A 26,160-nucleotide genomic window follows, 5' to 3' on the forward strand; every position below is an offset into this window, starting at 1 on the left:
GGGATTCAATGACTACTGCATCAGCAGTAAAGACAAATAATGTAGAAGAACAGGCGAAAAAAGCCAGGAAGGCTGCCAAAACATTAAGTATTTTAACAACGGAAGAAAAGAACGAAGCACTCCATACAGTTGCAGATGATTTGGAGACTGGATATGAATCAATTCTTGCAGCCAATATGGCCGATTTAAAAAACGGCAAGGAAAATGGATTTGAAGAGGCATATATGGACCGGCTGTCATTGACTAAAGAGCGGGTTTTTGAATTTGCAGCTGGCCTTCGCCAGGTAGCTGAACTTCCCGATCCGGTTGGAGACGTCATGTCTGGATGGACTTTGGATAATGGGCTGAAGGTTGAAGAGGTCCGGGTTCCGCTGGGTGTCATCGGCATGATTTATGAAGCAAGACCCAATGTAACAGCAGATGCAGCAGGTCTGGCTTTAAAGTCAGGAAATGCCATTGTCCTAAAAGGCGGATCATCAGCCCTTAATTCGAATCAGGCTATAGTGGAGATCATTCATGGTGCTCTTGAAAAAACGAAAATACCTAAAGAGGCTGTTCAATTTATTGCCACAGCAGACAGAGAAGCGGCAATGCAGCTGTTTACAATGAAAGAGCATATTGATGTCTTAATTCCAAGAGGCGGCGCATCCCTTATTAAGGCAGTGGTTGAGAATGCAACAGTGCCTGTTCTTGAAACAGGGGTGGGAAACTGCCATATCTATGTAGATAAGGAAGCGAATCCTGAAAAAGCAATCAATATCCTGGTTAATGCCAAAACAGACCGTCCGGCTGTCTGCAACGCAGCAGAAACGCTGATTGTACATGAAGCATGGCTTAACCAGCATAAAGATTTGCTTGCAGAAGCTCTGAAAAAGCACGGTATAACAGTACATGGAGATAAGGCTGCGGCAAAAGCTTTGCCTAATGTTGTGCCAGCGGGCGAGAGCGATTGGGCAAATGAATATTTAAGCCTGGATTTGGCGGTAAAAACCGTTGATAGCCTTGAACAGGCCATTGATCATATTGACCGATATGGAACAAAGCATTCTGAGGCGATCATTACGGAAAATGGTGAAACAGCCAAAAGATTCATGCAGCTGACAGATGCTGCAGCATTGTACCATAATGCCTCGACCAGATTCACGGATGGTGGTGCTCTTGGCTTCGGTGCTGAAATCGGCATATCCACACAGAAGCTCCATGCGAGAGGCCCAATGGGACTGCCGGCATTAACAACCCGAAAATATCTTATGTCCGGAAATGGACAGATCCGATAAAAAGCGTTTTTAAAAGCATCAGCTCCGGCTGGTGCTTTGCGTAAAAAATAAGAATTTATTCCTGTATTAGATAACTGTCTGACTATAGGAAGAGGCGATTTTAATCGGGGTTCCTTTAAGCGGGCTCCTTTCGCTTTTCTGATAAAAAATTGGCAGCCGATTCGCGGCTGCTTTTTGCATTTCTCTCCCTCTGCAGATAAAGACTATCTTCAAGGGGTGAGAAAGCAGTGACTGTCATAACAACGTTTAAAGAGAAAAAAAGAGAAAAGCAGATCAAATATGAAAAATCCGTCCTTCGGGAAATTTCGATAAAAGCTTTAAAAGAGAAGGTACAGCAATTTTTTGGTTCTTCCAGATTTGTCTCCGGTCTGATGATGAATGCCGGAATTGAGGAGGCATGCTATGATGTTGCGATTGAAGCCTATTTGCTGGGGGCCAACTACAGCCGTTTTGGGCTCTATGGCGAATCGCTGGATCAGGTCCGCTATAGATGTGAAAAAGAGTATAAGCATTTAGTGGACACACTATATAACTTTTTCCTTTATTGGGGTCATGGTTCGGAAGCGGTAATGAGCGAATCCCTTTATTATATGTGTGAGCAATATGTAAGCAGCTGGTGGTCGGAAGGATTCAATAAAGGGGAGAGAAGGCATAAATTGCGTCTCCACTGAAAAGTACAATGTAAAAAGGGGTGTCCTGATCAAAGTTCTAGATCTCCATCTTGTCCCATATATTGAAATGAGGATAAGCAGGGGGGACTGATTGGGACATATGAAGAAAAAATTAAAAATAGGCGGGTTTGCGATCGGGCTTATCGCCCTTTTTCTAATTTTGCAATATGACTTTACGGATGATGATTCCTGGGAATCGTGGAATCTGCCTTTAACAGGAAAGATTATCTTGCTTGATCCAGGCCATGGCGGTCCGGATGGCGGGGCAGGCGATGAAGGTGCACTCGAGAAGGATATCGCATTGGATGTATCATTAAAAGTAAGGGATTACCTTCAGGAGCAGGGAGCGCTTGTGCTGATGACGAGGGAGGAAGACAGAGACCTTGCACCAGAGGGAACCAGGGGTTACAGCCGGAGGAAAGTAGAAGACCTGAAGAAACGGCTTGAAATGATCAATACTTCTAATTCTGATTTTTATGTCAGCATTCATTTAAATTCAATTCCTTCCCCCAGATGGAGCGGAGCGCAGACATTCTATGCACCGGCGATTAAGGAAAATGCCAAAGCGGCAAAGTTCATACAGGACGAACTCCGCCGCAACCTGGAGAATACCAAGCGGAATTCGAAGCCTTTAAACAATGTTTTTATTTTAAAATACGCCAAAAAGCCAGGTGTCCTAGTAGAAGTTGGGTTCTTATCAAATCCGGGGGAACGGGCCAATCTGAAAACTGATGAATATCAGGATAAAATTGCTGCCTCCATTTACAATGGAATCATGCGCTACTATACCAATGAAAAAGAACTGACCGAAACATGGGAATGAAAAGGCGCTTAAAAAGTGCCTTTTCTTTTTAGATGCAGGGAAATAGTGAATGTATCCCTGGTGTGATAGAATTAACAGTATAGAATATTCAATATGTTATACTAAATTGGAAACGAATTCAGAAGGCGGGTGCAATGTATGTTAACTGAACAGAAAGTCAAAGAAGCTTTAAACGGCTTAAAGGAACCATTTATACATAGAACATTGGGCGAACTTAACGCCATTGAAGAAATTAAAATCAAGGAAGAAAAGAACCATGTCAGCGTCAAGATTCAAATTGCCAAGACAGGTACAGCTGAACAGCTTCAGCTTCAGACTCAAATCGTCAATCTTCTAAAAGAGGCAGGAGCGGAAACCGTTGGCATACGCTTCAGCGAGCTTCCGGATGAAGTGCTTTCACAATATAGAGAGGCAGCGGCTGAAGAAGACAAAGGCCTGCTTTCTTCTGGAAATAAAACTGAGTTTATTGCGATTGCCAGCGGAAAAGGCGGAGTCGGCAAATCCACCGTATCTGTAAACCTGGCAGTATCCCTGGCCCGTTTAGGAAAAAAGGTCGGTCTGATCGATGCCGATATTTATGGATTCAGCGTACCGGATATGATGGGCATTACAAAGCGCCCCGTAGTCAGAGGAGAAAGGATTCTGCCGGTTGAGCGCTTTGGAGTAAAGGTGATTTCAATGGGATTCTTTGTAGAAGATAATGCACCAATTATCTGGAGAGGCCCAATGCTTGGCAAAATGCTGAACAGCTTCTTCAATGAAGTAGAATGGGGCGAATTGGATTACCTTCTTCTTGATTTGCCGCCGGGAACAGGAGATGTGGCCCTGGATGTGCACACAATGCTCCCTTCCTGCAAGGAAATCGTTGTGACAACTCCGCATCCTACAGCTGCGTTTGTCGCTGCGAGGGCGGGTGCTATGGCACTTCGTACTGAGCATGAAATCCTGGGTGTTATTGAGAACATGGCCTATTTCGAGAGCCAATTGACTGGTGAAAGAGAGCACGTATTTGGTCAAGGCGGCGGTGAAAAGCTTGCTGAGGAACTGTGGACAGAAGTGCTGGGCCAGCTGCCTCTTCAGCAGCCTGATTGGAATGAAGAAGACTTCGCACCGTCCATTTATGATGAAGAACATAAGCTCGGACAGATTTATACAGATATCGCCCGCAAAGTTATCCAATCAATTGAAAGCAAGTAATGAAAGAAACCTCTTCCGAATTGGAAGAGGTTTTCTTTTTAAAGGTGGAGTTATGCTCCGCCTCCCTGGCCTTCACCGCCGCCGCCTTGGTCTGCACCCTGGCCGCCGCCTTCACCGCCGCTTTCTTCACCGCCTTGCTGACCGCTTTTCGTTTCCTCTGCTGCTTTCAGAAGGATGTCCTGAATTTTTGCTTTAAAAAGCGGGCTTTCAAATGTCTCGGTCATTACTTTCTGTATATGCTCCCGATATTCCTTGCTTTTAAGGACATCCGTAACTTCTTTTTCGAGTTCGGGATCTTTAAGTACTTCTATCATCATTCCCCGATATTCAGGGTCTTTCATTAGATCTTTTAATAGCTGTTCATTTTCTTTCTGCATACTTTTTGCCATGCTTTCGGCAAACTTTGGATCATCAAAGGACTTCTTCCAAAACTCTGTACCTTTATCAGAGGTTAAGGTTTTTTCAATTGTATCGGCTACTACCTTTTGGTCCATGACCATCTTTTGCTGCATTTTTTCATCAGCCATCAATTCTTCGAGCGCCTTTTTTCCTTCATCGGTCTTTAATATATCTACAACCATTTTTTTAGTCTGCTCATAATCCATTTGGCCGTTGCCCGTTTCACCTTGGCCGCAGCCTGATATGAAAAACACTAGCGCTAATGGAAGGAGCAAACGGAATTTTTTTATCATGATGAAGCTCCTTTCAGAGGTGTCCTTACCTTTAGAATGAAGAAATTCAGCAAATATTATGCGCTGGAAATACAATGCCTAGATTTTTCAAACTTTGGTTGGTACAATCATAAAGAATGAATTTATTTATTATGGGGGAAAAATAAATTGACTAGCCGTAATTGGGTAAAGCTTTTTATATCAACTCTTTTAGTTGGAGGATTAACTACTGGAGTTGTCGGATTTATTGTGCGCTGGGATGAATTTGCGCCTATTTTTACTGACTTCGATTTCCTTGAGATTCTGTCGGTATTCTTCTGGCTTATAGGTGTAGGATTAATCTTCAGCATCATTAGCCAAATGGGCTTCTTTGCATATTTGACGGTACACCGCTTCGGGTTGGGGATTTTTAAAGGATTGTGGAATCCTATTCAGATTGTCCTGATTTTATTTGCTTTGTTTGACTTGGTTTACTTCCGCTATAAGGCTTTTGCGGGAGGGGGAGACAGCATGCTTCCGTATATTGGCGTAGCGGCTTTTCTTCTTATAGTCGCACTTGTGGTTGCTGCAATTAAAGCAAAGCAGACCAATCAGCATGCATTTATTCCTGCAGTATTTTTTATGGTGGTTGTAACCGCAATTGAGTGGGTGCCGGTCTTAAGGGTAAATGAGGAAAGCTGGTTATATTTAATGCTGTTCCCATTACTAGTCTGCAACACCTACCAGCTGCTTATCCTTCATAAATTAAATGAGGATTCTCAAAAACAAAGAAGCAATCTAGCTCAAAAGCCATCCAAATAATGGATGGCTTTTGTTTTAAGTATAGAATTTTGAATGTCGATAACTGTCTGGCGCAAGCATCCTGCCCTCTCGTCTTGTGCTTATCGGGGGTGGGCAAGGCGCTTCGTTTATCTATTTTATTTCACTTGTCTTCGTCTCAGCATTAGCAATCATTTCAGAAACGGAAACGAATTTGAGTCCCTTGGCTTTTACATCATTTAAAATGAGCGGAAGGGCTTTGGCTGTTTGTTTTGCAGAATCGGACGCATGCAGAAGTACAATGTCTCCTTTTTTAGCTTTTGATACATTTTCTGCAATCCTCTCTGCACCCGGATTGGTCCAATCCTTTGAATCAACACTCCAATGGACAACAGTGTAGCCCATTCTTTCAGCGACCTTTAACGTTTTCTGGTCAAAATGTCCAGTTGGGGCGCGCACAAGCTTAATGTCTTTAATATTCAGCTTTCTAAATGCTTCCTGTGCTTTTGCGAGGTCTCTTCTGATCTTGTCTTCTTCTAGCTCTGTATAATCTTCATAGCCATAGCCCAGAATCCCAATTTCGTAACCTTCTTTGACGATTCTTGAAACTAAATCCGGATGTCGTTCGGCCCAGGAACCAGCCAGAAAAAAGGTCGCCGCTTTAACATTCTCTTCTTTGAGAATATCCAGTATGGGTTCTGCTTTTACATCCCCCCATCCAATATTAAATGTGAGGGCTAAATCCTTTTCCCCTTTGTATATCGCTTTAGGCCCGTCTTTGGCTGAAAAAGCAGGCAAATGGACAATGCTCTGCATATAGAGGAACCAAGCTGTGAAAAATGCTGCAATGACAACCAGCGAAACTTGTTTTAAAGACTTACCATTCAATACATAAAAAAAGTTCATAACAATTCACCTCGTCCGATACCTTCCTAATCCATACCTATGCTGAACTTGTCTCTTCCATGTATAAAAAATTCACTCATAATAAATCCTAAATGGAAAAATACTACAGAAAACAAATTGAAAAATACAATGGAGGCAATCAAAATGATTGGAATGCTATTAAACCAAAAAGAGCTGAAAGAAATCGAGTACCTCATTAAGCGGGAAATGGACGAAATATTATTCGATTTAAAAGATGACAGGATCGACCATATTGTCAAAAGAGCTATGGAAGAACGATATAAAATCTTATTTTCTTTATTTCAGCGTATGGCAACGCCAGCAGACTGCCTTAAATACATGCGTTCAAGACAGCATCGGGAAAATAAGGGATAATAGATATTTCTTTTCTTATTAAAAAAATATAAAAAGCTGTTGACTTGTTATTGGTATCTTGGTATATTAATAAACGTCGCTGATGACGGAAAGCACCAATAAAAAACAACTTAAAAAAAGTTGTTGACGTCGATGCTGACACGTGATATATTAAGAAAGTCGCTTCTGAGCGGCGGATTGATCTTTGAAAACTGAACGAACAAAAACGTCAACGTTAATTCTTTAGTCTTTTTTGAAAAGACAATTTATGAGCTTAATCAACTCTTATATGGAGAGTTTGATCCTGGCTCAGGACGAACGCTGGCGGCGTGCCTAATACATGCAAGTCGAGCGGACAGATGGGAGCTTGCTCCCTGAAGTCAGCGGCGGACGGGTGAGTAACACGTGGGCAACCTGCCTGTAAGACTGGGATAACTCCGGGAAACCGGGGCTAATACCGGATAATTCTTTCCCTCACATGAGGGAAAGCTGAAAGATGGTTTCGGCTATCACTTACAGATGGGCCCGCGGCGCATTAGCTAGTTGGTGAGGTAACGGCTCACCAAGGCAACGATGCGTAGCCGACCTGAGAGGGTGATCGGCCACACTGGGACTGAGACACGGCCCAGACTCCTACGGGAGGCAGCAGTAGGGAATCTTCCGCAATGGACGAAAGTCTGACGGAGCAACGCCGCGTGAGTGATGAAGGTTTTCGGATCGTAAAACTCTGTTGTTAGGGAAGAACAAGTACCGGAGTAACTGCCGGTACCTTGACGGTACCTAACCAGAAAGCCACGGCTAACTACGTGCCAGCAGCCGCGGTAATACGTAGGTGGCAAGCGTTGTCCGGAATTATTGGGCGTAAAGCGCGCGCAGGCGGTTCCTTAAGTCTGATGTGAAAGCCCCCGGCTCAACCGGGGAGGGTCATTGGAAACTGGGGAACTTGAGTGCAGAAGAGAAGAGTGGAATTCCACGTGTAGCGGTGAAATGCGTAGAGATGTGGAGGAACACCAGTGGCGAAGGCGACTCTTTGGTCTGTAACTGACGCTGAGGCGCGAAAGCGTGGGGAGCAAACAGGATTAGATACCCTGGTAGTCCACGCCGTAAACGATGAGTGCTAAGTGTTAGAGGGTTTCCGCCCTTTAGTGCTGCAGCAAACGCATTAAGCACTCCGCCTGGGGAGTACGGCCGCAAGGCTGAAACTCAAAGGAATTGACGGGGGCCCGCACAAGCGGTGGAGCATGTGGTTTAATTCGAAGCAACGCGAAGAACCTTACCAGGTCTTGACATCTCCTGACAACCCTAGAGATAGGGCGTTCCCCTTCGGGGGACAGGATGACAGGTGGTGCATGGTTGTCGTCAGCTCGTGTCGTGAGATGTTGGGTTAAGTCCCGCAACGAGCGCAACCCTTGATCTTAGTTGCCAGCATTCAGTTGGGCACTCTAAGGTGACTGCCGGTGACAAACCGGAGGAAGGTGGGGATGACGTCAAATCATCATGCCCCTTATGACCTGGGCTACACACGTGCTACAATGGATGGTACAAAGGGCTGCGAGACCGCGAGGTTAAGCGAATCCCATAAAACCATTCTCAGTTCGGATTGCAGGCTGCAACTCGCCTGCATGAAGCCGGAATCGCTAGTAATCGCGGATCAGCATGCCGCGGTGAATACGTTCCCGGGCCTTGTACACACCGCCCGTCACACCACGAGAGTTTGTAACACCCGAAGTCGGTGGGGTAACCTTTTGGAGCCAGCCGCCTAAGGTGGGACAGATGATTGGGGTGAAGTCGTAACAAGGTAGCCGTATCGGAAGGTGCGGCTGGATCACCTCCTTTCTAAGGATATTTACATGAAACGCGACGTGTTTTGTTCGTTCAGTTTTGAGAGTTCAATCTCTCAATGAAAGATTCGTTCTTTGAAAACTAGATAATGTTAATGAAGAAGCAATAACCGAGTAATCGCCATTTTAGTAAATTCTCTCTATGTTAAATAGAGTAAAAAACCTTTGATGCTGTTCATCTTCGATGAACCCGTCAAATACGGTTAAGTTAGAAAGGGCGCACGGTGAATGCCTTGGCACTAGGAGCCGATGAAGGACGGTACTAACACCGATATGCTTCGGGGAGCTGTAAGTAAGCTTTGATCCGGAGATTTCCGAATGGGGAAACCCCCTATCCGTAATGGGATAGGATCTTTACCTGAATACATAGGGTATAGAAGGTAGACCCGGGGAACTGAAACATCTAAGTACCCGGAGGAAGAGAAAGCAAACGCGATTCCCTGAGTAGCGGCGAGCGAAACGGGATTAGCCCAAACCAAGAGGCTTGCCTCTTGGGGTTGTAGGACACTCTACACGGAGTTACAAAGGAACGAGGTAAATGAACAGGTCTGGAAAGGCCGGCCAGAGAAGGTAAAAGCCCTGTAGTTGAAACTTCGTTCCCTCCAGAGTGGATCCTGAGTACGGCGGGACACGAGAAATCCCGTCGGAAGCAGGGAGGACCATCTCCCAAGGCTAAATACTCCCTAGTGACCGATAGTGAACCAGTACCGTGAGGGAAAGGTGAAAAGCACCCCGGAAGGGGAGTGAAAGAGATCCTGAAACCGTGTGCCTACAAGTAGTTAGAGCCCGTTAATGGGTGATAGCGTGCCTTTTGTAGAATGAACCGGCGAGTTACGATTACATGCGAGGTTAAGTTGATGAGACGGAGCCGCAGCGAAAGCGAGTCTGAACAGGGCGAATGAGTATGTGGTCGTAGACCCGAAACCAGGTGATCTACCCATGTCCAGGGTGAAGTCCAGGTAACACTGGATGGAGGCCCGAACCCACGCACGTTGAAAAGTGCGGGGATGAGGTGTGGGTAGCGGAGAAATTCCAATCGAACTTGGAGATAGCTGGTTCTCTCCGAAATAGCTTTAGGGCTAGCCTCATGTAGTAAGAGTCTTGGAGGTAGAGCACTGTTTGGACTAGGGGCCCCCATCGGGTTACCGAATTCAGACAAACTCCGAATGCCAAAGACTTATCCATGGGAGTCAGACTGCGAGTGATAAGATCCGTAGTCAAGAGGGAAACAGCCCAGACCACCAGTTAAGGTCCCAAAGTATACGTTAAGTGGAAAAGGATGTGGAGTTGCTTAGACAACCAGGATGTTGGCTTAGAAGCAGCCACCATTTAAAGAGTGCGTAATAGCTCACTGGTCGAGTGACTCCGCGCCGAAAATGTACCGGGGCTAAACGTATCACCGAAGCTGTGGATTGACATCTTCCGATGTCAGTGGTAGGAGAGCGTTCTAAGGGCGTTGAAGCCAGACCGCAAGGACTGGTGGAGCGCTTAGAAGTGAGAATGCCGGTATGAGTAGCGAAAGATGGGTGAGAATCCCATCCACCGAATGCCTAAGGTTTCCTGAGGAAGGCTCGTCCGCTCAGGGTTAGTCGGGACCTAAGCCGAGGCTGAAAAGCGTAGGCGATGGACAACAGGTTGATATTCCTGTACCACCTCTTTACCGTTTGAGCAATGGGGGGACGCAGGAGGATAGGGTAAGCACGCTGCTGGATTAGCGTGTCCAAGCAGTTAGGCCGGTAACGAGGCAAATCCCGTTACCACATAGGCTGAGCTGTGACGGCGAGGGAAATTTAGTACCGAAGTTCCTGATTCCACACTGCCAAGAAAAGCCTCTAGCGAGGGAAAAGGTGCCCGTACCGCAAACCGACACAGGTAGGCGAGGAGAGAATCCTAAGGTGAGCGAGAGAACTCTCGTTAAGGAACTCGGCAAAATGACCCCGTAACTTCGGGAGAAGGGGTGCTCATTAGGGTGAATAGCCCTGATGAGCCGCAGTGAATAGGCCCAGGCGACTGTTTAGCAAAAACACAGGTCTCTGCGAAGCCGCAAGGCGAAGTATAGGGGCTGACGCCTGCCCGGTGCTGGAAGGTTAAGAGGAGAGGTTAGCGCAAGCGAAGCTTTGAATCGAAGCCCCAGTAAACGGCGGCCGTAACTATAACGGTCCTAAGGTAGCGAAATTCCTTGTCGGGTAAGTTCCGACCCGCACGAAAGGCGTAACGATCTGGGCACTGTCTCAACGAGAGACTCGGTGAAATTATAGTACCTGTGAAGATGCAGGTTACCCGCGACAGGACGGAAAGACCCCGTGGAGCTTTACTGTAGCCTGATATTGAATTTTGGTACAGCTTGTACAGGATAGGTAGGAGCCTGAGAAGCCGGAGCGCCAGCTTCGGTGGAGGCGTCGGTGGGATACTACCCTGGCTGTATTGAAATTCTAACCCGCGCCCCTTATCGGGGCGGGAGACAGTGTCAGGTGGGCAGTTTGACTGGGGCGGTCGCCTCCTAAAAAGTAACGGAGGCGCCCAAAGGTTCCCTCAGAATGGTTGGAAATCATTCGCAGAGTGTAAAGGCACAAGGGAGCTTGACTGCGAGACCTACAAGTCGAGCAGGGACGAAAGTCGGGCTTAGTGATCCGGTGGTTCCGCATGGAAGGGCCATCGCTCAACGGATAAAAGCTACCCCGGGGATAACAGGCTTATCTCCCCCAAGAGTCCACATCGACGGGGAGGTTTGGCACCTCGATGTCGGCTCATCGCATCCTGGGGCTGTAGTCGGTCCCAAGGGTTGGGCTGTTCGCCCATTAAAGCGGTACGCGAGCTGGGTTCAGAACGTCGTGAGACAGTTCGGTCCCTATCCGTCGTGGGCGCAGGAAATTTGAGAGGAGCTGTCCTTAGTACGAGAGGACCGGGATGGACGCACCGCTGGTGTACCAGTTGTCTTGCCAAAGGCATCGCTGGGTAGCTATGTGCGGAAGGGATAAGTGCTGAAAGCATCTAAGCATGAAGCCCCCCTCGAGATGAGATTTCCCATAGCGTCAAGCTAGTAAGATCCCTGAAAGATGATCAGGTTGATAGGTCAGAGGTGGAAGCGTGGCGACATGTGGAGCTGACTGATACTAATCGATCGAGGACTTAACCAAAACGAAAAGCGGAGGCGACTGTTCAACTTTGAGAGACGTTGGAGAGCCGGCCATTCAAATCCTGGTTTTGGGATTTGGAGGGACGGATCGAAACGGCCGAGAGGTTAGGAGCCGAAGCTAGACAAGTCATTGGTGAATACTCGGCAAATGCTTCTTCATACATTATCTAGTTTTGAGGGAACGAAAAAATGAAATTTCCTCTTGAAAAAAACATCAAAAGAAAGTATAATCATACTTGTCTTTTGAAAATAGTCTGGTGGCGATGGCGAGAAGGTCACACCCGTTCCCATACCGAACACGGAAGTTAAGCTTCTCAGCGCCGATGGTAGTTAGGGGCTGTCCCCTTGTGAGAGTAGGACGCTGCCGGGCTGTTTACAAATACCACTTTTCCGCAGTAGCTCAGTGGTAGAGCATTCGGCTGTTAACCGAACGGTCGCAGGTTCGAATCCTGCCTGCGGAGCCATTTCCATAAAGCCCTTTTGGGAATTATGAGCTGTTGCTTCCATAGCTCAGCAGGTAGAGCACTTCCATGGTAAGGAAGAGGTCACCGGTTCGAGCCCGGTTGGAAGCTCTTTTAATGTAGACAACTAGAGTACTAGGCCCCTTGGTCAAGCGGTTAAGACACCGCCCTTTCACGGCGGTAACACGGGTTCGAATCCCGTAGGGGTCACCATAATGGAGGATTAGCTCAGCTGGGAGAGCATCTGCCTTACAAGCAGAGGGTCGGCGGTTCGATCCCGTCATCCTCCACCATATTTGCCGGTGTAGCTCAATTGGTAGAGCAACTGACTTGTAATCAGTAGGTTGGGGGTTCAAGTCCTCTCGCCGGCACCATCTTTTTTTTATAGATGGAGGGGTAGCGAAGTGGCTAAACGCGGCGGACTGTAAATCCGCTCCTTCGGGTTCGGCAGTTCGAATCTGCCCCCCTCCACCATTTATTTTTAATAAAAACACAAAAAACTGGACAAGCTATGAATGTCCTTTTTATTTTGTAATTATTGGGCTATAGCCAAGCGGTAAGGCACCGGACTTTGACTCCGTCACTCGCAGGTTCGAATCCTGCTAGCCCAGCCATTTTTGAGCCATTAGCTCAGTCGGTAGAGGATTTTAAAAGATTGCAGCATCGAAGCGTTACATCCTGAATGGCAAGCTTTTAAAATCTGCGACAAAGACCGCAGGGCTTTGAAGCACATCTGCAAATGAAGTTTAGGCATCAGAATTATATTTCGAGCCATTAGCTCAGTCGGTAGAGCATCTGACTTTTAATCAGAGGGTCGAAGGTTCGAGTCCTTCATGGCTCACTTTATAGAAAAACACAGACCTTGGGAATCGAGTCCTGAAGGTCTTACTTGTGAATATAAATATGTTTGCGGAAGTAGTTCAGTGGTAGAACATCACCTTGCCAAGGTGGGGGTCGCGGGTTCGAATCCCGTCTTCCGCTCCAAATAAATGGGGCCTTAGCTCAGCTGGGAGAGCGCCTGCTTTGCACGCAGGAGGTCAGCGGTTCGATCCCGCTAGGCTCCACCATCATACATAATACGACATTCCTTAAACCAGCATGGTTTAGGGATTTTTTATTTTATTTCACAAAACAATAAGTGGCAAAACTTAGAAAGTTACTATGGTATTTTTAGAAGCTTCTTTTTCCGGCAGCCGCATATATATACACGATTTTGTCGAGTTGAGTCATGTGTTTGAAAGCGGTTAAAATATGAGTATGAAGGGAAAGGGAGGACTTTACTATGAAAAGACAGAAATTATCGATAATTGGAATGCCAATGGATCTTGGCCAGATGAGACGCGGTGTGGACATGGGGCCAAGTGCGATCCGATATGCCGGTGTGAATGAGCGATTAAAGTGTTTATTCGAAGAAATCCATGACCAGGGCGATATTGCCATCGGCCGTCCGGAAGTTCAAATCGATCCAAAATCAAATCTTAGAAACTTGGACCTTATTGCTGAAAAAACAGAAAAACTGGGCGAAGAAGTTGATAAAGCAATAGAAAGTGGTTCTTTTCCATTAGTACTGGGCGGGGATCACAGCATCGCAATTGGAACATTGGCCGGTGTTTCGAAGCACTACAAAAATCTTGGGGTAATCTGGTATGATGCCCACGGGGATTTAAATACAGCTGAAACATCACCTTCAGGGAACATACATGGCATGCCTCTTGCGGTAAGCCTGGGAATTGGCCACCCGCTTTTAACCAATGTAGGGGGATATGCTCCAAAGGTTAAGCCAGAGAATATTGTCATTATTGGGGCAAGATCTTTGGATGAAGGAGAGCGGGAGCTTATTAAGGAAAAAGGCATTAAAGTATACACCATGCACGAAATTGACCGGCTTGGGATGACAAAGGTTATGGAGGAGTCTATTACATATTTAAAAGAAAGAAATACAGATGGTGTTCATCTGTCTCTGGATTTAGATGGGCTGGATCCGCATGATGCCCCTGGTGTTGGAACTCCGGTTATTGGAGGCATCAGCTACCGTGAAAGCCACTTGGCCATGGAGATGCTTGCAGAATCGCAGATCATTACATCGGCTGAGTTTGTAGAGGTTAACCCAATCCTGGATGACAAAAACAAAACAGCTACTGTGGCGGTCGCGCTTATGGGTTCACTATTTGGCGAGAAGCTTCTATAAATAATTGAATTAAAAATGAGCAGAACGTAAACAAGTTCTGCTCATTTTTTTGCTGTGAGTGTATAATATTTATTTAGAAGCTGATCAAGTTTTGTGCTCGTATCAACTACCGAGTGGTCTGTAAAAGAAGCGGAAGCTGTTAACTGGATCATTCTTGACCGGCATTCCTCAATATCTCTCAATAATTCCTTAACACACACCGTAATCAACCCTTTTCGATTAATTTAGTACTTTTATACCCTAAAAGGAAAAAAATAAACCAGAATAAGTAAAAATTTGCTAATATAGAAATTGAATGTTTTTTAATTAAAATGAAACCTTTTCCGCTATCGATTCGTATTATCGATTAGCCGCACTGGAGCGGAGGTAAAAAAATGGAGACAATCGTAAAGAAGAGGATAAAGCAAGTATTAAAAGGCGACCAGGATGCTTATGCTGAAGTTGTTGAAATATACAAAGATAAAGTTTTTCAGATTTGCTACAGAATGCTGGGAAACAGGCATGAGGCAGAGGATATCGCTCAGGAGGCTTTCTTAAGAGCCTATATAAACATTGCCAGCTTTAATATTGACTTGAAATTTTCCACGTGGCTCTATCGGATTGCCACTAACCTTTGTATAGACAGAATTAGAAAAAAGAAGCCTGATTATTATCTGGATGCAGAGGTCGCAGGAACGGATGGACTGAACATGTATTCTCAAATTGCTTCAGATGCGAGGCTGCCGGAGGAAGATGTAGAAAGTCTGGAATTGCAGGAAACAATCCAAAGGGAAATATCGAAGCTTCCGGAAAAATACCGTTCGGTTATTGTTCTAAAATATATTGAAGAATTATCGCTGAACGAGATCAGTGAAACGCTCGATCTTCCTCTGGGAACGGTTAAAACCAGGATTCACCGGGGCAGGGAAGCACTTAGGAATCAATTAAGATACGTTTAAAAAGAGGGTGAGAACTTTGAAATGTCCAGCAGAAATGGTTGTTTATATGCATGAGTACCTAGATGAAGAGATCTCAGCCGAACATGAGAAGGAATTAAGGGCACATCTGCAGAACTGTGAGGAATGCCAAATTCATTTCCATGAATTAAAGAAGACGATCGCTTTAGTCCAAAGCACTTCACATATACAGGCACCTGAAAATTTCACGGCAAACGTTATGGCGAAATTGCCCAAAGAAAAGCGGAAAGTCGGGGTCCAGCGCTGGTTCAGGCATCATCCGCTTTTAACTGCTGCATCCCTCTTTCTTGTTCTGATGATGGGAAGCGTCGTATCATCCTGGGATCAGGATCACCAACTATCAGTTTCCAAACAGCCAAACCTTGTGGTGGAGAACGATAAGGTGATTGTACCAGAAGGCGAAGTGGTAAAAGGCGATGTAGTAGTTAAGAACGGAGACTTGGAAATCCAGGGCGAAATAGACGGAAATGTTACGGTCATCAATGGCCAGCAATATATGGCTTCAGCCGGTAATGTTACCGGAGAAATCGAAGAGGTTGATGCCATTTTCGAATGGCTGTGGTACCACATCAAAAAGGCAGCCAAGGATGCTGTAAATGTATTTGAAAGCGGAGAAACAGATAAAGAGAAATAGACATAACCATAGTAAGAATCCCTGCTTTAATGCAGGGATTCTTAGTGTACTTATTTTTCCAGGTAGTGTCTGTTGTCTCAAAATTGGAATTAGCGTCAAATATGATATAATATGAAAGTTACATAAAGGAACTTTAAGCATGTATTGCTTTTGAAATATATATTTGGAGGAAGGATAATGTCGTTTGCAGATTTCTCTATTTTGAAATTGTTGGCTAATACAATAGACATTCTCCTTGTCTGGTATGTCATCTATAAACTGATAATGATTGTAAAAGGAACAAAGGCTGTCCAATTGCTAAAAGGGATTTTTGTCATTATCCTGGTCAAAGTAGCAAGCGACAAGTTCCACCTGCAAACATTAGGTTGGATGATGGAACAAGTGCTTCTTTGGGGATTTCTGGCCATCATCATCATTTTCCAGCCGGAGCTGCGAAGAGCATTGGAGCAATTGGGGAGAGGGAGATTCTTCTCAAGGACAGCTAATCAGGAGGAGGAAAATCAGGAGAAACTGGTCGAATCCATTGCTAAGGCTGTGGATTATATGGCTAAACGCCGCATTGGGGCGCTTATTTCAGTTGAGAGGGAAACAGGGCTGAACGATTATATTGAAACCGGTATTCAGCTGGATTCTAAAATTTCATCTGAGCTCCTGATTAATATATTTATACCGAATACACCGCTGCATGACGGAGCCGTTATCATTCAAAAGAATTGTGTGGCAGCAGCAGCGTGTTATCTGCCTCTGTCAGAAAGCCCATTCATCTCAAAAGAGCTCGGCACCAGACATAGGGCTGCTTTAGGTATAAGTGAAGTAACCGACAGTATTACCATTATCGTTTCGGAGGAAACAGGAAGTGTTTCCCTAACCAAAAACGGTGAGCTGCACCGTGATTTAAAAGCTGAAGCTTTTAAAGATATGCTTTCAAGTGAATTGCTTGTTCAACAGAAAATAAAGCAGACTTCTTCAGGTCTTTGGAACTGGAGGGGGAAAAAGAATGGATAAGTTAATTGATAAATTGGTAGATACCCGCTGGTTCATGAAAATTGTTGCGTTGATTCTGGCACTTTTTCTATTTGACTCTGTTTATGATGCAGATAAGGAATTAAAGGATATAAACGTTCCTGGCCAGCAGGATTCAGGCATTGTTGAAGATGTCCCGGTGAAAAGCTATTATGATACGGAAAATCTGGTCGTTACCGGTATTCCGGAAACAGTGGACTTAAGTATAGAAGGGCCAAAAAGCCATCTGGAGCAAGCTAAAAAACTGCAGAACTTTGAAGTATATGTAGATTTGACAAATGCAGAAATCGGCTCTCAAAGAGTGGAAATTAAGATCCGCGATATCTCAGATAAACTTGATGTGACGATCAATCCGCAATATGCTGATGTGACAGTCCACGAAAAAGTGACCCAGGAGTTTAAAGTGGATGCAGAATTTAATAATGGCCTGCTTGGTGAGGGGTATTCAGCCGATGCGGCATCTGCGGAACCAAAGACGGTAAAAATCACAGGAGCAAAAGAAGTGATCGAGCGGATCAGCTTTGTTAAAGCAACCTTGGATGTAAAGGGACCAATAACCGAGACAATCACTGATGAAGCAACTGTCAGGGTATTGGACCGTGAGATGAATAAGCTTGATGTTATTGTGGAACCCCAAGTAATTCAAGTAACAGTGCCGGTTAAGCAGTTAAGCAAGACGGTTCCCGTTACGATCGTCCGGAAGGGGGACCCTCAAGATGGTGTTACCATTAATTCGATTGAACTCGATGTTAACGAGGCTTCCATAACGGGCCGGGAAGAAATATTAAATGAGACTGAAAGTGTCAGGGTAGAGGTGGATGTCAGCAAGATTGAAAAAGATACCGTGCTCACCTTGCCGGTTATTATCCCGGATGGCATTTCTGCAGTGGACCCTAAGACAGTGAAGGCGTCTATTGACGTTAGTACTGAGGAGAATGCAGAGAATGCAGAGAATGCTGATAGAGAAGAGGAAAACACCGAAGAGCCTGCTGAAGAAACACAGGCACAGGAACAAGAGGAAACCAAAACCTTTTCAAGCCTTCCCATCAATTTAGCCGGCTTAGCTGAAGAATATGAAGCAGTACTAAGAAATCCAGCTTCCGGACGGACAAGTATTACGGTTACCGGAAAAAGCAGCACGGTTCAGGATCTCAAAGCGGAGGATTTTAATCTATATTTGAGCCTGTCAGACCTTGGTGAAGGTGATCATGAGGTGCCAATCAATGTCGATGGCCCTTCAGGGGTGGATGTAAAACCTGCATCAGGTAATGCGACTATAACAATTACGCGAAAAGAAGAAGCTTAATATAGTTTTTAAAGTTAGAAGGAGCGATTATAAAATGGGTAAATATTTCGGTACAGATGGAGTACGAGGAGTTGCAAATAGTGAATTGACACCAGAGCTGGCTTTTAAACTGGGCCGTTTTGGGGGTTATGTATTAACGAAGGACCATGATCGTCCGAAAGTATTAATCGGCCGTGATACCCGTATTTCGGGCCATATGCTCGAAGGCGCACTGGTAGCGGGGCTTTTATCAATTGGAGCAGAAGTTATGCGCCTCGGTGTCATTTCAACGCCTGGCGTCGCTTATTTAACAAAAGCTCTGGGTGCAGAAGCTGGCGTAATGATTTCTGCATCCCATAATCCTGTTGAAGATAACGGAATCAAATTCTTTGGCCCGGATGGGTTTAAATTATCCGATGACCAGGAAGCTGAAATTGAGGGATTAATGGATATGGCAGAAGACCAGCTTCCAAGACCGGTCGGAGGCAGCCTGGGACAGGTAAATGATTATTTTGAAGGCGGACAGAAGTATCTTCAATACTTAAAGCAGACGGTTGATGAAGATTTCTCAGGCATCCACATTGCGCTCGATTGTGCACATGGGGCCACTTCTCCGCTGGCAACACATCTATTTGCTGATCTTGATGCTGATCTTTCCATGATGGGAGCATCTCCTAACGGATTAAATATCAATGCAGGAGTCGGTTCTACTCATCCTGAGGCATTGTCTGCCTTTGTTAAGGAAAAAGAAGCCGATGTAGGTTTGGCTTTTGATGGAGATGGCGACCGTTTAATTGCCATTGATGAAAATGGCGATATTGTTGATGGCGACCAAATCATGTATATCTGTGGAAAATACATGAAGGAGCAGGGAAGACTTAAGCAAAACACAGTTGTTTCCACTGTGATGAGCAACCTTGGATATTATAAAGGGCTTGAAGCCAACGGTGTAGAAAGTGTTCAGACAGCTGTAGGTGACCGCTATGTTGTGGAGGAAATGAAGAAGAACGGCTACAACCTTGGCGGAGAACAGTCAGGTCATATCATTTTCCTGGACTACATCACAACTGGAGATGGTCTTTTGACAGGCCTTCAGCTTGTTAACATCATGAAAGTAACCAAGAAGCCGCTATCTGAGCTTGCGAATGAAATGCAGAAATTCCCGCAGAAGCTTGTAAACATTCGTGTAACGGATAAGCATCATGTGACAGACAATGAAAAAGTGAAAGAAGTCATTGCGCAGGTTGAAGAAGAAATGAACGGAAACGGCCGGATTCTGGTACGTCCTTCCGGTACAGAGCCGCTTGTCCGCGTAATGGCGGAAGCCCCAACGGGTGAACTTTGCGCATCCTATGTAGAGCGCATCGCTGCTGTTGTTGAAAGTGAAATGGGATTAAAAGAATAAAAGCACAAATCATATGCATAAGGGAACTCCTGAACTCCCTTATGCATATTTTTATATATGGAGTTTACAGCCCCAACCAAATGGAAGGCTGGCAGCTGCCTTAACTTATCTGTTGACGGAAGTCTGACTTTGATGTATGATAATCCTGTTTTTGTATTTAGGAATACAGGACATCTTTATTCAAGAAGAGAAAGGTGGATCGTGAGAAATTAATTAAATATAAAGCGCCTGAACTGATCCTGGACGTAAGGATCAGTTGACGAGGAGGAGGTTTATCGAATGTTCGGCGGATGCCTCCCGGTTGAAAGCACAACCGATGATTTCTTCTTTAAAACATTCTGGCAACTGAATGCACAAAGAGAAGGGAATGCTAAAACTAAGAAACGCTCATTCAAGAGGCTGTAATGCCCCTGGAGCTGCGTATATAAAAAAACAGAGATAAGGGGCAGGACTGCCCCGAAAAGGCTTCTTGCCCCTTCATTATTAGGAGGAAAAGAAGTATGTGTGGTATCGTTGGATATATTGGAAACTTAGATTCAAAGGAAATTTTATTAAAGGGCTTGGAAAAGCTTGAATATAGAGGCTATGATTCAGCTGGCATCGCGGTTATGAATGATAACGGCGTTCAGGTTTTCAAGGAAAAAGGCCGTATTGCGGACCTTCGCAATATTGTTGATGAAGATGTGATGGCAAACACAGGGATCGGACACACCCGCTGGGCGACACACGGTGTTCCAAGCACAGTAAATGCTCACCCTCATCAAAGCAATTCCGGCCGTTTTACGCTTGTTCACAATGGCGTAATTGAGAACTATGACATCTTAAAACGCGAATATTTGCAGGGAGTTGCCCTTAAAAGTGATACAGATACAGAAATCATCGTTCAGCTGATTGAATTATTCGTGAACGAAGGTTCTAATACTGAAGAAGCGTTCCGCAAAACGCTGACACTTTTAAAAGGCTCTTATGCAATCGCCCTTTTGGATGCAGAAAACGCTGAAACGATTTTTGTTGCGAAAAACAAGAGTCCTCTTCTGGTTGGATTAGGTGAAACATTCAATGTAGTCGCTTCTGATGCAATGGCGATGCTGCAAGTTACAGATCAATATGTTGAACTAATGGACAAAGAAATCGTTATTGTCACAAAAGATGCTGTTAAAATTCAGACGCTGAATGGCGAGGAAATCAGCCGTGATCCGTATACGGCTGAATTGGATGCAAGCGATATCGAAAAAGGAACATATCCTCACTACATGCTGAAAGAAATCGATGAGCAGCCTTTAGTGATGCGCAAAATCATCCAGAAGTATCAAAATGAAAATGGCGAGCTGACAATCGACCAGGAAATCGTTGAAGCGATGAACGATGCAGACCGCATTTATATCATTGCTGCCGGGACTTCTTATCATGCAGGTCTTGTTGGAAAGCAGTTCATTGAAAAAATCGCAAAAATCCCAGTAGAAGTTCATATTTCAAGTGAGTTTGGCTATAATATTCCGTTGCTTTCAGAGAAGCCGCTATTTATCTTTATTTCTCAAAGCGGCGAGACAGCAGATAGCCGTGCCGTACTTGTAAATGTGAAGAAAATGGGCCATAAGGCGTTAACCATTACAAACGTTCCAGGTTCAACTCTATCACGTGAAGCAGATTACACATTATTGCTTCATGCCGGTCCTGAAATTGCGGTTGCTTCTACAAAGGCATATACAGCCCAGATTGCTGTATTATCCATTCTTGCAGAAGTTACAGCGAAGAGCCGCGGATTGGAATTGGACTTCAACCTTGTTCAGGAGCTAGGCATTGTTGCTAACGCAATGGAAGTCCTTTGCGATGCAAAGGAAGAGTTCGAAGATATAGCACGCAAATTCCTTTCTACTACACGCAATGCGTTCTTTATTGGCCGTGGGATCGACTACTATGTTGGCCTTGAAGGTGCACTTAAGCTGAAGGAAATTTCATATATTCAAGCTGAAGGCTTTGCAGGCGGAGAATTAAAGCATGGAACCATTGCTTTAATCGAGAATGGTACGCCAATCATTGCCCTGGCAACTCAAGAAAGTGTTAACTTAAGCATTCGCGGCAACGTCAAAGAGGTTGTTGCCCGAGGAGCAAACCCTTGCATCATTTCCATGAAAGGGCTGGAAACAGAAGAAGACAGCTTCATCATTCCGGAAGTGAACGAGCTATTAACACCTCTTATCTCTGTAATACCTTTACAATTAATCTCTTACTTTGCTGCGCTGCACCGTGAGTGTGACGTAGATAAGCCGCGTAACCTGGCTAAGTCGGTTACTGTGGAGTAAGGAAAGTCTGTACTGAAAATAATGTGTTGAGTGACAACAAAGTCGGGTACTAGACAACAAAATCGGGTACTAGACAACAAAGTTGGGTACTGGACAAGAAAGTCGGGAACTGACTTGATTGGTTTGTTTGATCACAATAAAAGTGGTACCACCAACAAAGTTGGTTAATAGTTAACGATGTCGCGTACCAAAAAAATAAATAGCCCACTTAATATCAATATATATATAGGACTCCATGAAATATTCAATGGAGTCCTTTTTCATTTTAAATATCTCTTTATTATTTTCAATATTACTTATAAATCGTCCCCCTAATTCCTTAAACCAAATATAGTTATTAACTTTGTATATGGTGATATTAAAAAAACTACACTACTGGCAATAGTTCAAAAGACCGAACCCAAGTTCTCTTATGGAAAAATCAGTAACTTGGTATAATCAAGGTATATAATTCGGCAAATTCTGATAATGAAACATAATTATTATAATAGGAGGGGGAAAATTGGCGTCATCTACACAGGCTTCTCGATATGAAGATATTATAGAACGATATATAGCATCACTTTTACGAGGTAAAGGGGAGGAGCTAAATTCATATCTCGTACAAGTAGAATCAAATCAAACAGTAGTTGGAACAAAAGCGATTACAAGATGTTATATGGTGAAATCTAATGCACAAACTATGCCGAGAGTAGAAGACCTAGCATTACGCTTAGCGGATTTTATGATCGATTATGCGATTCCAAGGTCTGAGATAAAAAAAGCTAAAAATTTAGATAGTGAAGAAAATACGACTCTCCATACTTCCGCTTTGGCAAGGAAAGCAAGGAAGTTGTTCACTAAACTTAAGAAAACAGGTGAAGGTGGCGAATTGTTACTTTATTTACTGATACAAAGTGTTTTGAGATTGCCTCAAGTAATTTCCAAAATGTCATTAAAAACAAGTAATCAAATGCATTATCAAGGTGCAGATGCTGTTCACATGGGCTATGATGCTTCTACTCAAAAATTACAATTGTATTGGGGAGAAGCAAAGCTATATCAATCACTTGACCAAGCAATCACAAATTGTTTTAAAAGCCTCTCACCTTATTTAATTTCCCCAGGCGGTGCTGAAGATCCCAGAGAACGGGATATGCAGCTATTATTGACGAATCTGGATCTCGCTAATTCAGAACTAGAGACAGCTATACTGAATTATTTAGATCCCCATCATCCTTCGTATAACTTACTAGAATATAGAGGTGCTTGTTTGATAGGCTTTGACAGTAGTTCCTATTGCAAAACTCCTTTTGACAAAACTCAAGAGATTGTCATGGAGGAATTAAAAAGTTCCCTGACGAGTTGGTTAGGAAAGATCAATAGTGGAATCACTAAGCATCAGCATTTAAATAAATTTACTTTAGAGGTTTTTCTGGTACCTTTTCCTTCTGTTCAAGATTTTCGAGATAAATTCTTGGAGGCTATATCTTAATGCAAAATTCTGTTTTACCAACAAAGATTTATGGACTTCGTGGCTTTCAAGAAAAGTACCAACCCCTATTATATCAATCAGTTTCCGAACAATTTGACTTAGGGGAACATACGAAATATGTTGATTTGGATTTCCGCTACTTATTAATGTGTGCAAGCATTTTTGCGGAGTCATTAGAAGCTAAATATTTAGATGCGGCATATCGTATTGCCCAATACGTTATACAGTGTGACGCCACTACCGAAAATCAAAAAGTTTCAGCAGCGTATGTGCTTAGTAAAATGACGAATCAGGGAGCAATTAACCTTGCTATCGAGAGACAACGAATCCCCGCAGATTTTGAGGATAAGACGCCATTGGAGTTTCAATTAGAAATTATGAACAGACTTATGAAATATTCTATTTTTGATAAGCATGAGAATATAATCCCTATAAATAAGTTTCAATATGAAGTGTTGGAAGGAATTATGAGGAGTGATTGGGTAAGTATATCAGCACCCACATCAGCAGGGAAATCGTATATTCTATTACAGCAGATAAGACGGTATTTTGAAAGTGTCTCGGAGGGAGTTATTATCTACGTTGTACCAACTAGAGCACTAATCCAACAAGTAGAAGTCGATGTTAAGAAAATGTTTATCGAACATAAAATGAAAGACACATTTGTCTCCATTGTACCAATCCTTGATAAAATGATGGAAAGCTATAAAAAGGTTGTATTTGTCCTCACTCAAGAGAGGTTACAATGGCTCCTAAACGATTACCAGGATTTTGTTCCGAATGTCCTAATTATTGATGAGGCCCAAAAAATAGGGGACGGTACGCGGGGGATTATCTTGCAACAAACAATTGAGGATATCTCCAGGAGATCGTCGAGAGTTAAGGTGATTTTTTCTAGTCCAATGACTTCTAATCCAGAAATACTGCTGGAACAATCTAACCAAAATGTACGCAAAGAAACTATTGAGAAAGAGCAGGTTACAGTTAACCAAAATTTATTATGGATAAATCAAGTATTTAGAAAACCGAAAGAATGGGAATTGTATTTGTGTACAGAGGAGAAAACTGTAAACCTTGGGAGATTAACATTGGGTGAAAAGCCAAAGGATGCGGAACGATTACCATACATTGCTCATAGGCTAGCGGATACTATTAGTGGAAATCTCATTTATGCTAACATCCCTTCCAGTGCAGAGAAGTGTGCGTGGAAACTATGGGAATTAAGAGGTCCAGAGAAAGAATCAACGCATCCTGAGATTCATGAGTTGATTAAACTAATTAAAGATACCGTAAATCCTGATTATACACTTGCCCATGTTTTAACAAGAGGTGTAGGTTATCATTACGGAAATATGCCCTTAATTATAAAAAATGAAATAGAAAGATTATTTTCAGAAGGTGTCATTCATTTTCTTGTTTGTACCTCCACCCTAATTGAGGGCATCAATCTTCCCGCAAAGAATATCTTTGTTCGAGGCCCTCAAAAAGGTAGAGGAATTCCGATGGGAGAAATGGACTTTTGGAATTTAGCAGGTAGAGCAGGAAGGCAAGGAAAAGAATTTCAAGGGAATGTTATATGTGTAGATACAAACAAAGAAGAATTATGGAATTACATTCCACCAAGAGCACGAAAAAAATATGTTATTGAAAGAACAGTAGACAACCTTTTAATTAAACATATTGACCGCCTAATAGATTTTATAAATGAAGGCTCACCTCGCGACAAAAGTGTAAAATTTCCAGAATTAGAATATGGTTTTTCCTACTTAACAGGAGAATATATCCGAAATGAAGGTTTAAAAGATGCTCCTTCTTTAGAGAAGTATGGAAAAGATTCCATTGAAAGACTTGAACGAACAATAGGAGCAGCAATAAAAGAGCTTGAGATTCCACCCGCTATTATTCTAAAACATTCAGGTGTTAGTCCTATTGCTCAGCAACAACTGTTGGAATTCTTTAGAAGAAATGAATTAGTAATTGATATGTATACTCCAGTACATCCGAGTAACCAAAAAGCTCTAGGTTATTATCAAACAATTATTAATACCATTCAAGAAATATTATCAGGAGAACATCCAGGGAAAAATTATCATTATTCCTTATTAATTTTAGAGTGGATGAGGGGATATCCATTATCACGTATAATTGACCGAAATCTTAGGTTTTGGAAAGGAAAAGACAAAAGCAAGAATAAACAAGCGATAATTCGAGACACCATGAAAGACATCGAGGAATTTGCACGCTTTAAATTTATTAAGTATTTTGCATGCTATCGAGATATTTTGACTTTCTTTTTAGAAACAGAAGAAATAGTCTCAGGTATTGAGTTTCCAGATCTTAATTTATGGTTAGAATTAGGTGCATCAGAGAAAACAACCATTTCATTAATTAGCTTAGGTTTTACAAGAACTACTGCAATCAGTTTATCAGAAATATTAAAAGATCAAAACCTAGATCGAGAAGAATGCGTAGATTTGCTTGCAAAGATAAATTGGGAAAGGCTGTCTATCTCCCCCATCATACAAAGGGAAGTTGCACAAGTTGTCCAGCTTTATGTATAAATGGTAAAGAATATATTAGAAAATGTTCTTCCTAGAAATGGCTGCAGAATGACCAATGTATTGTATGGAGAAAATGGAATCGGACTTTGTAAGAATAAAAATTAGAAAACTCTTTATCTAGAGGTACAACACCCTACTATTTCCTAAAGTAGGGTTTTTTTATTAAATGGAATGCTCTTGATAGCGAATATATTCTATAATAAATAAAATGACAATTCTGAGTATTGTTAAATAC

19 protein-coding genes, 10 tRNA genes and 3 rRNA genes are annotated in these 26,160 nt (G+C 43.4%); 29 read left to right on the forward strand and 3 right to left on the reverse strand.

The features are described 5' to 3' along the window. Positions 1-8: 8 nt before the first annotated feature. From A361_RS00925 to A361_RS00940, 4 genes are all read left to right on the forward strand, one after another. Complete coding sequence (locus A361_RS00925) at positions 9-1,277, forward strand: glutamate-5-semialdehyde dehydrogenase (protein ID WP_019382789.1); 1,269 nt, start codon at positions 9-11, stop codon at positions 1,275-1,277. Between the two features lie 227 nt (positions 1,278-1,504). Next, positions 1,505-1,948, forward strand: a complete 444-nt coding sequence (locus tag A361_RS00930; RefSeq protein WP_019382791.1) for a YbaK family protein — start codon at positions 1,505-1,507, stop codon at positions 1,946-1,948. Between the two features lie 100 nt (positions 1,949-2,048). After that, the gene (cwlD, locus tag A361_RS00935; protein WP_026041792.1) at positions 2,049-2,771 is read left to right on the forward strand and encodes an N-acetylmuramoyl-L-alanine amidase CwlD; all 723 of its coding nucleotides are present in this window, start codon (positions 2,049-2,051) and stop codon (positions 2,769-2,771) included. A 138-nt stretch (positions 2,772-2,909) separates the two neighbouring features. Next, the gene (locus tag A361_RS00940; protein ID WP_019382793.1) at positions 2,910-3,968 is read left to right on the forward strand and encodes an Mrp/NBP35 family ATP-binding protein; all 1,059 of its coding nucleotides are present in this window, start codon (positions 2,910-2,912) and stop codon (positions 3,966-3,968) included. A gap of 50 nt (positions 3,969-4,018) precedes the next feature. On the opposite strand, the gene gerD is transcribed toward A361_RS00940, so the two are convergent. Continuing rightward, entirely contained in the window at positions 4,019-4,660 is a 642-nt protein-coding gene (gene gerD / locus A361_RS00945; protein ID WP_019382794.1) for a spore germination lipoprotein GerD, read from the reverse strand. Positions 4,661-4,807: 147 nt separating this feature from the next. Between gerD and A361_RS00950 the strand changes: the two genes are divergently transcribed. Further along, entirely contained in the window at positions 4,808-5,440 is a 633-nt protein-coding gene (locus A361_RS00950) for a KinB-signaling pathway activation protein (protein ID WP_019382795.1), read from the forward strand. A gap of 111 nt (positions 5,441-5,551) precedes the next feature. Here A361_RS00950 and pdaB read toward each other — a convergent pair whose 3' ends face one another. Continuing rightward, the gene (gene pdaB, locus A361_RS00955; protein WP_009336623.1) at positions 5,552-6,304 is read right to left on the reverse strand and encodes a polysaccharide deacetylase family sporulation protein PdaB; all 753 of its coding nucleotides are present in this window, start codon (positions 6,302-6,304) and stop codon (positions 5,552-5,554) included. Positions 6,305-6,448: 144 nt separating this feature from the next. Here pdaB and A361_RS00960 point away from each other — a divergent pair, with 144 nt between their 5' ends. The 15 genes from A361_RS00960 (at position 6,449) to rocF (ending at position 14,284) form a co-directional block, all read left to right on the forward strand. Further along, positions 6,449-6,679, forward strand: a complete 231-nt coding sequence (locus A361_RS00960; RefSeq protein ID WP_019382796.1) for a hypothetical protein — start codon at positions 6,449-6,451, stop codon at positions 6,677-6,679. A gap of 265 nt (positions 6,680-6,944) precedes the next feature. Beyond that, positions 6,945-8,494 (forward strand): 16S ribosomal RNA (locus A361_RS00965). A gap of 206 nt (positions 8,495-8,700) precedes the next feature. Further along, positions 8,701-11,636, forward strand: a 23S ribosomal RNA gene (locus A361_RS00970). 252 nt (positions 11,637-11,888) lie between these two features. After that, positions 11,889-12,005, forward strand: a 5S ribosomal RNA gene (gene rrf, locus A361_RS00975). The 16S, 23S and 5S rRNA genes sit together here with 10 tRNA genes alongside, the layout of an rRNA operon. Before the next feature lie 19 nt (positions 12,006-12,024). Beyond that, positions 12,025-12,099: transfer RNA gene (locus A361_RS00980), tRNA-Asn, on the forward strand. A 35-nt stretch (positions 12,100-12,134) separates the two neighbouring features. Further along, positions 12,135-12,207 (forward strand) — tRNA-Thr (locus tag A361_RS00985). Positions 12,208-12,234: 27 nt separating this feature from the next. Continuing rightward, positions 12,235-12,309, forward strand: a tRNA-Glu gene (locus tag A361_RS00990). Positions 12,310-12,313: 4 nt separating this feature from the next. Next, positions 12,314-12,389 (forward strand) — tRNA-Val (locus A361_RS00995). A gap of 5 nt (positions 12,390-12,394) precedes the next feature. Further along, a tRNA-Thr gene (locus A361_RS01000) sits at positions 12,395-12,470 on the forward strand. A gap of 16 nt (positions 12,471-12,486) precedes the next feature. Beyond that, a tRNA-Tyr gene (locus A361_RS01005) sits at positions 12,487-12,570 on the forward strand. A gap of 65 nt (positions 12,571-12,635) precedes the next feature. Further along, positions 12,636-12,710 (forward strand) — tRNA-Gln (locus A361_RS01010). 154 nt (positions 12,711-12,864) lie between these two features. Beyond that, a tRNA-Lys gene (locus A361_RS01015) sits at positions 12,865-12,937 on the forward strand. A 68-nt stretch (positions 12,938-13,005) separates the two neighbouring features. Then, a tRNA-Gly gene (locus tag A361_RS01020) sits at positions 13,006-13,080 on the forward strand. Between the two features lie 7 nt (positions 13,081-13,087). After that, positions 13,088-13,163, forward strand: a tRNA-Ala gene (locus A361_RS01025). Between the two features lie 215 nt (positions 13,164-13,378). Then, entirely contained in the window at positions 13,379-14,284 is a 906-nt protein-coding gene (rocF, locus tag A361_RS01030; protein ID WP_009336405.1) for an arginase, read from the forward strand. Between the two features lie 41 nt (positions 14,285-14,325). Here the strand turns inward: rocF and A361_RS29200 are convergent, their stop codons facing one another. Next, on the reverse strand, positions 14,326-14,484 hold the full coding sequence (locus tag A361_RS29200; protein WP_019381152.1) for an aspartyl-phosphate phosphatase Spo0E family protein: 159 nt from the start codon (positions 14,482-14,484) through the stop codon (positions 14,326-14,328). Positions 14,485-14,658: 174 nt separating this feature from the next. Between A361_RS29200 and sigW the strand changes: the two genes are divergently transcribed. From sigW to A361_RS01070, 9 genes are all read left to right on the forward strand, one after another. Next, the gene (sigW, locus tag A361_RS01035; RefSeq protein WP_009336403.1) at positions 14,659-15,222 is read left to right on the forward strand and encodes an RNA polymerase sigma factor SigW; all 564 of its coding nucleotides are present in this window, start codon (positions 14,659-14,661) and stop codon (positions 15,220-15,222) included. Between the two features lie 16 nt (positions 15,223-15,238). Beyond that, positions 15,239-15,874, forward strand: coding sequence for an anti-sigma factor family protein (locus A361_RS01040; protein WP_019381151.1), 636 nt, complete (start codon positions 15,239-15,241; stop codon positions 15,872-15,874). 177 nt (positions 15,875-16,051) lie between these two features. Continuing rightward, positions 16,052-16,879, forward strand: coding sequence for a diadenylate cyclase CdaA (gene cdaA, locus A361_RS01045; protein ID WP_009336400.1), 828 nt, complete (start codon positions 16,052-16,054; stop codon positions 16,877-16,879). Next, positions 16,872-18,203: a YbbR-like domain-containing protein gene (locus A361_RS01050; protein ID WP_019381150.1), complete on the forward strand. Its 1,332-nt coding sequence runs from the start codon at positions 16,872-16,874 to the stop codon at positions 18,201-18,203. Before cdaA ends, A361_RS01050 begins: the two co-directional genes overlap by 8 nt. Positions 18,204-18,237: 34 nt before the next feature. Beyond that, positions 18,238-19,587: a phosphoglucosamine mutase gene (gene glmM, locus A361_RS01055; RefSeq protein WP_019381149.1), complete on the forward strand. Its 1,350-nt coding sequence runs from the start codon at positions 18,238-18,240 to the stop codon at positions 19,585-19,587. 279 nt (positions 19,588-19,866) lie between these two features. Continuing rightward, complete coding sequence (locus tag A361_RS31155) at positions 19,867-19,992, forward strand: hypothetical protein (RefSeq protein ID WP_019381148.1); 126 nt, start codon at positions 19,867-19,869, stop codon at positions 19,990-19,992. Positions 19,993-20,087: 95 nt separating this feature from the next. Next, entirely contained in the window at positions 20,088-21,890 is a 1,803-nt protein-coding gene (glmS, locus tag A361_RS01060) for a glutamine--fructose-6-phosphate transaminase (isomerizing) (protein WP_009336393.1), read from the forward strand. A 502-nt stretch (positions 21,891-22,392) separates the two neighbouring features. Then, the gene (locus tag A361_RS01065) at positions 22,393-23,364 is read left to right on the forward strand and encodes a DUF1837 domain-containing protein (protein WP_019381147.1); all 972 of its coding nucleotides are present in this window, start codon (positions 22,393-22,395) and stop codon (positions 23,362-23,364) included. Next, positions 23,364-25,925 (forward strand): DEAD/DEAH box helicase, encoded by a 2,562-nt coding sequence (locus A361_RS01070; RefSeq protein ID WP_019381146.1) that lies wholly within the window; start codon positions 23,364-23,366, stop codon positions 25,923-25,925. The genes A361_RS01065 and A361_RS01070 overlap by 1 nt, the downstream gene beginning before the upstream one ends. The last annotated feature ends 235 nt before the right edge of the window (positions 25,926-26,160 follow it).

Source organism: Cytobacillus oceanisediminis 2691, from assembly GCF_000294775.2.
Lineage (GTDB): Bacteria > Bacillota > Bacilli > Bacillales > Cytobacillaceae > Cytobacillus > Cytobacillus pseudoceanisediminis.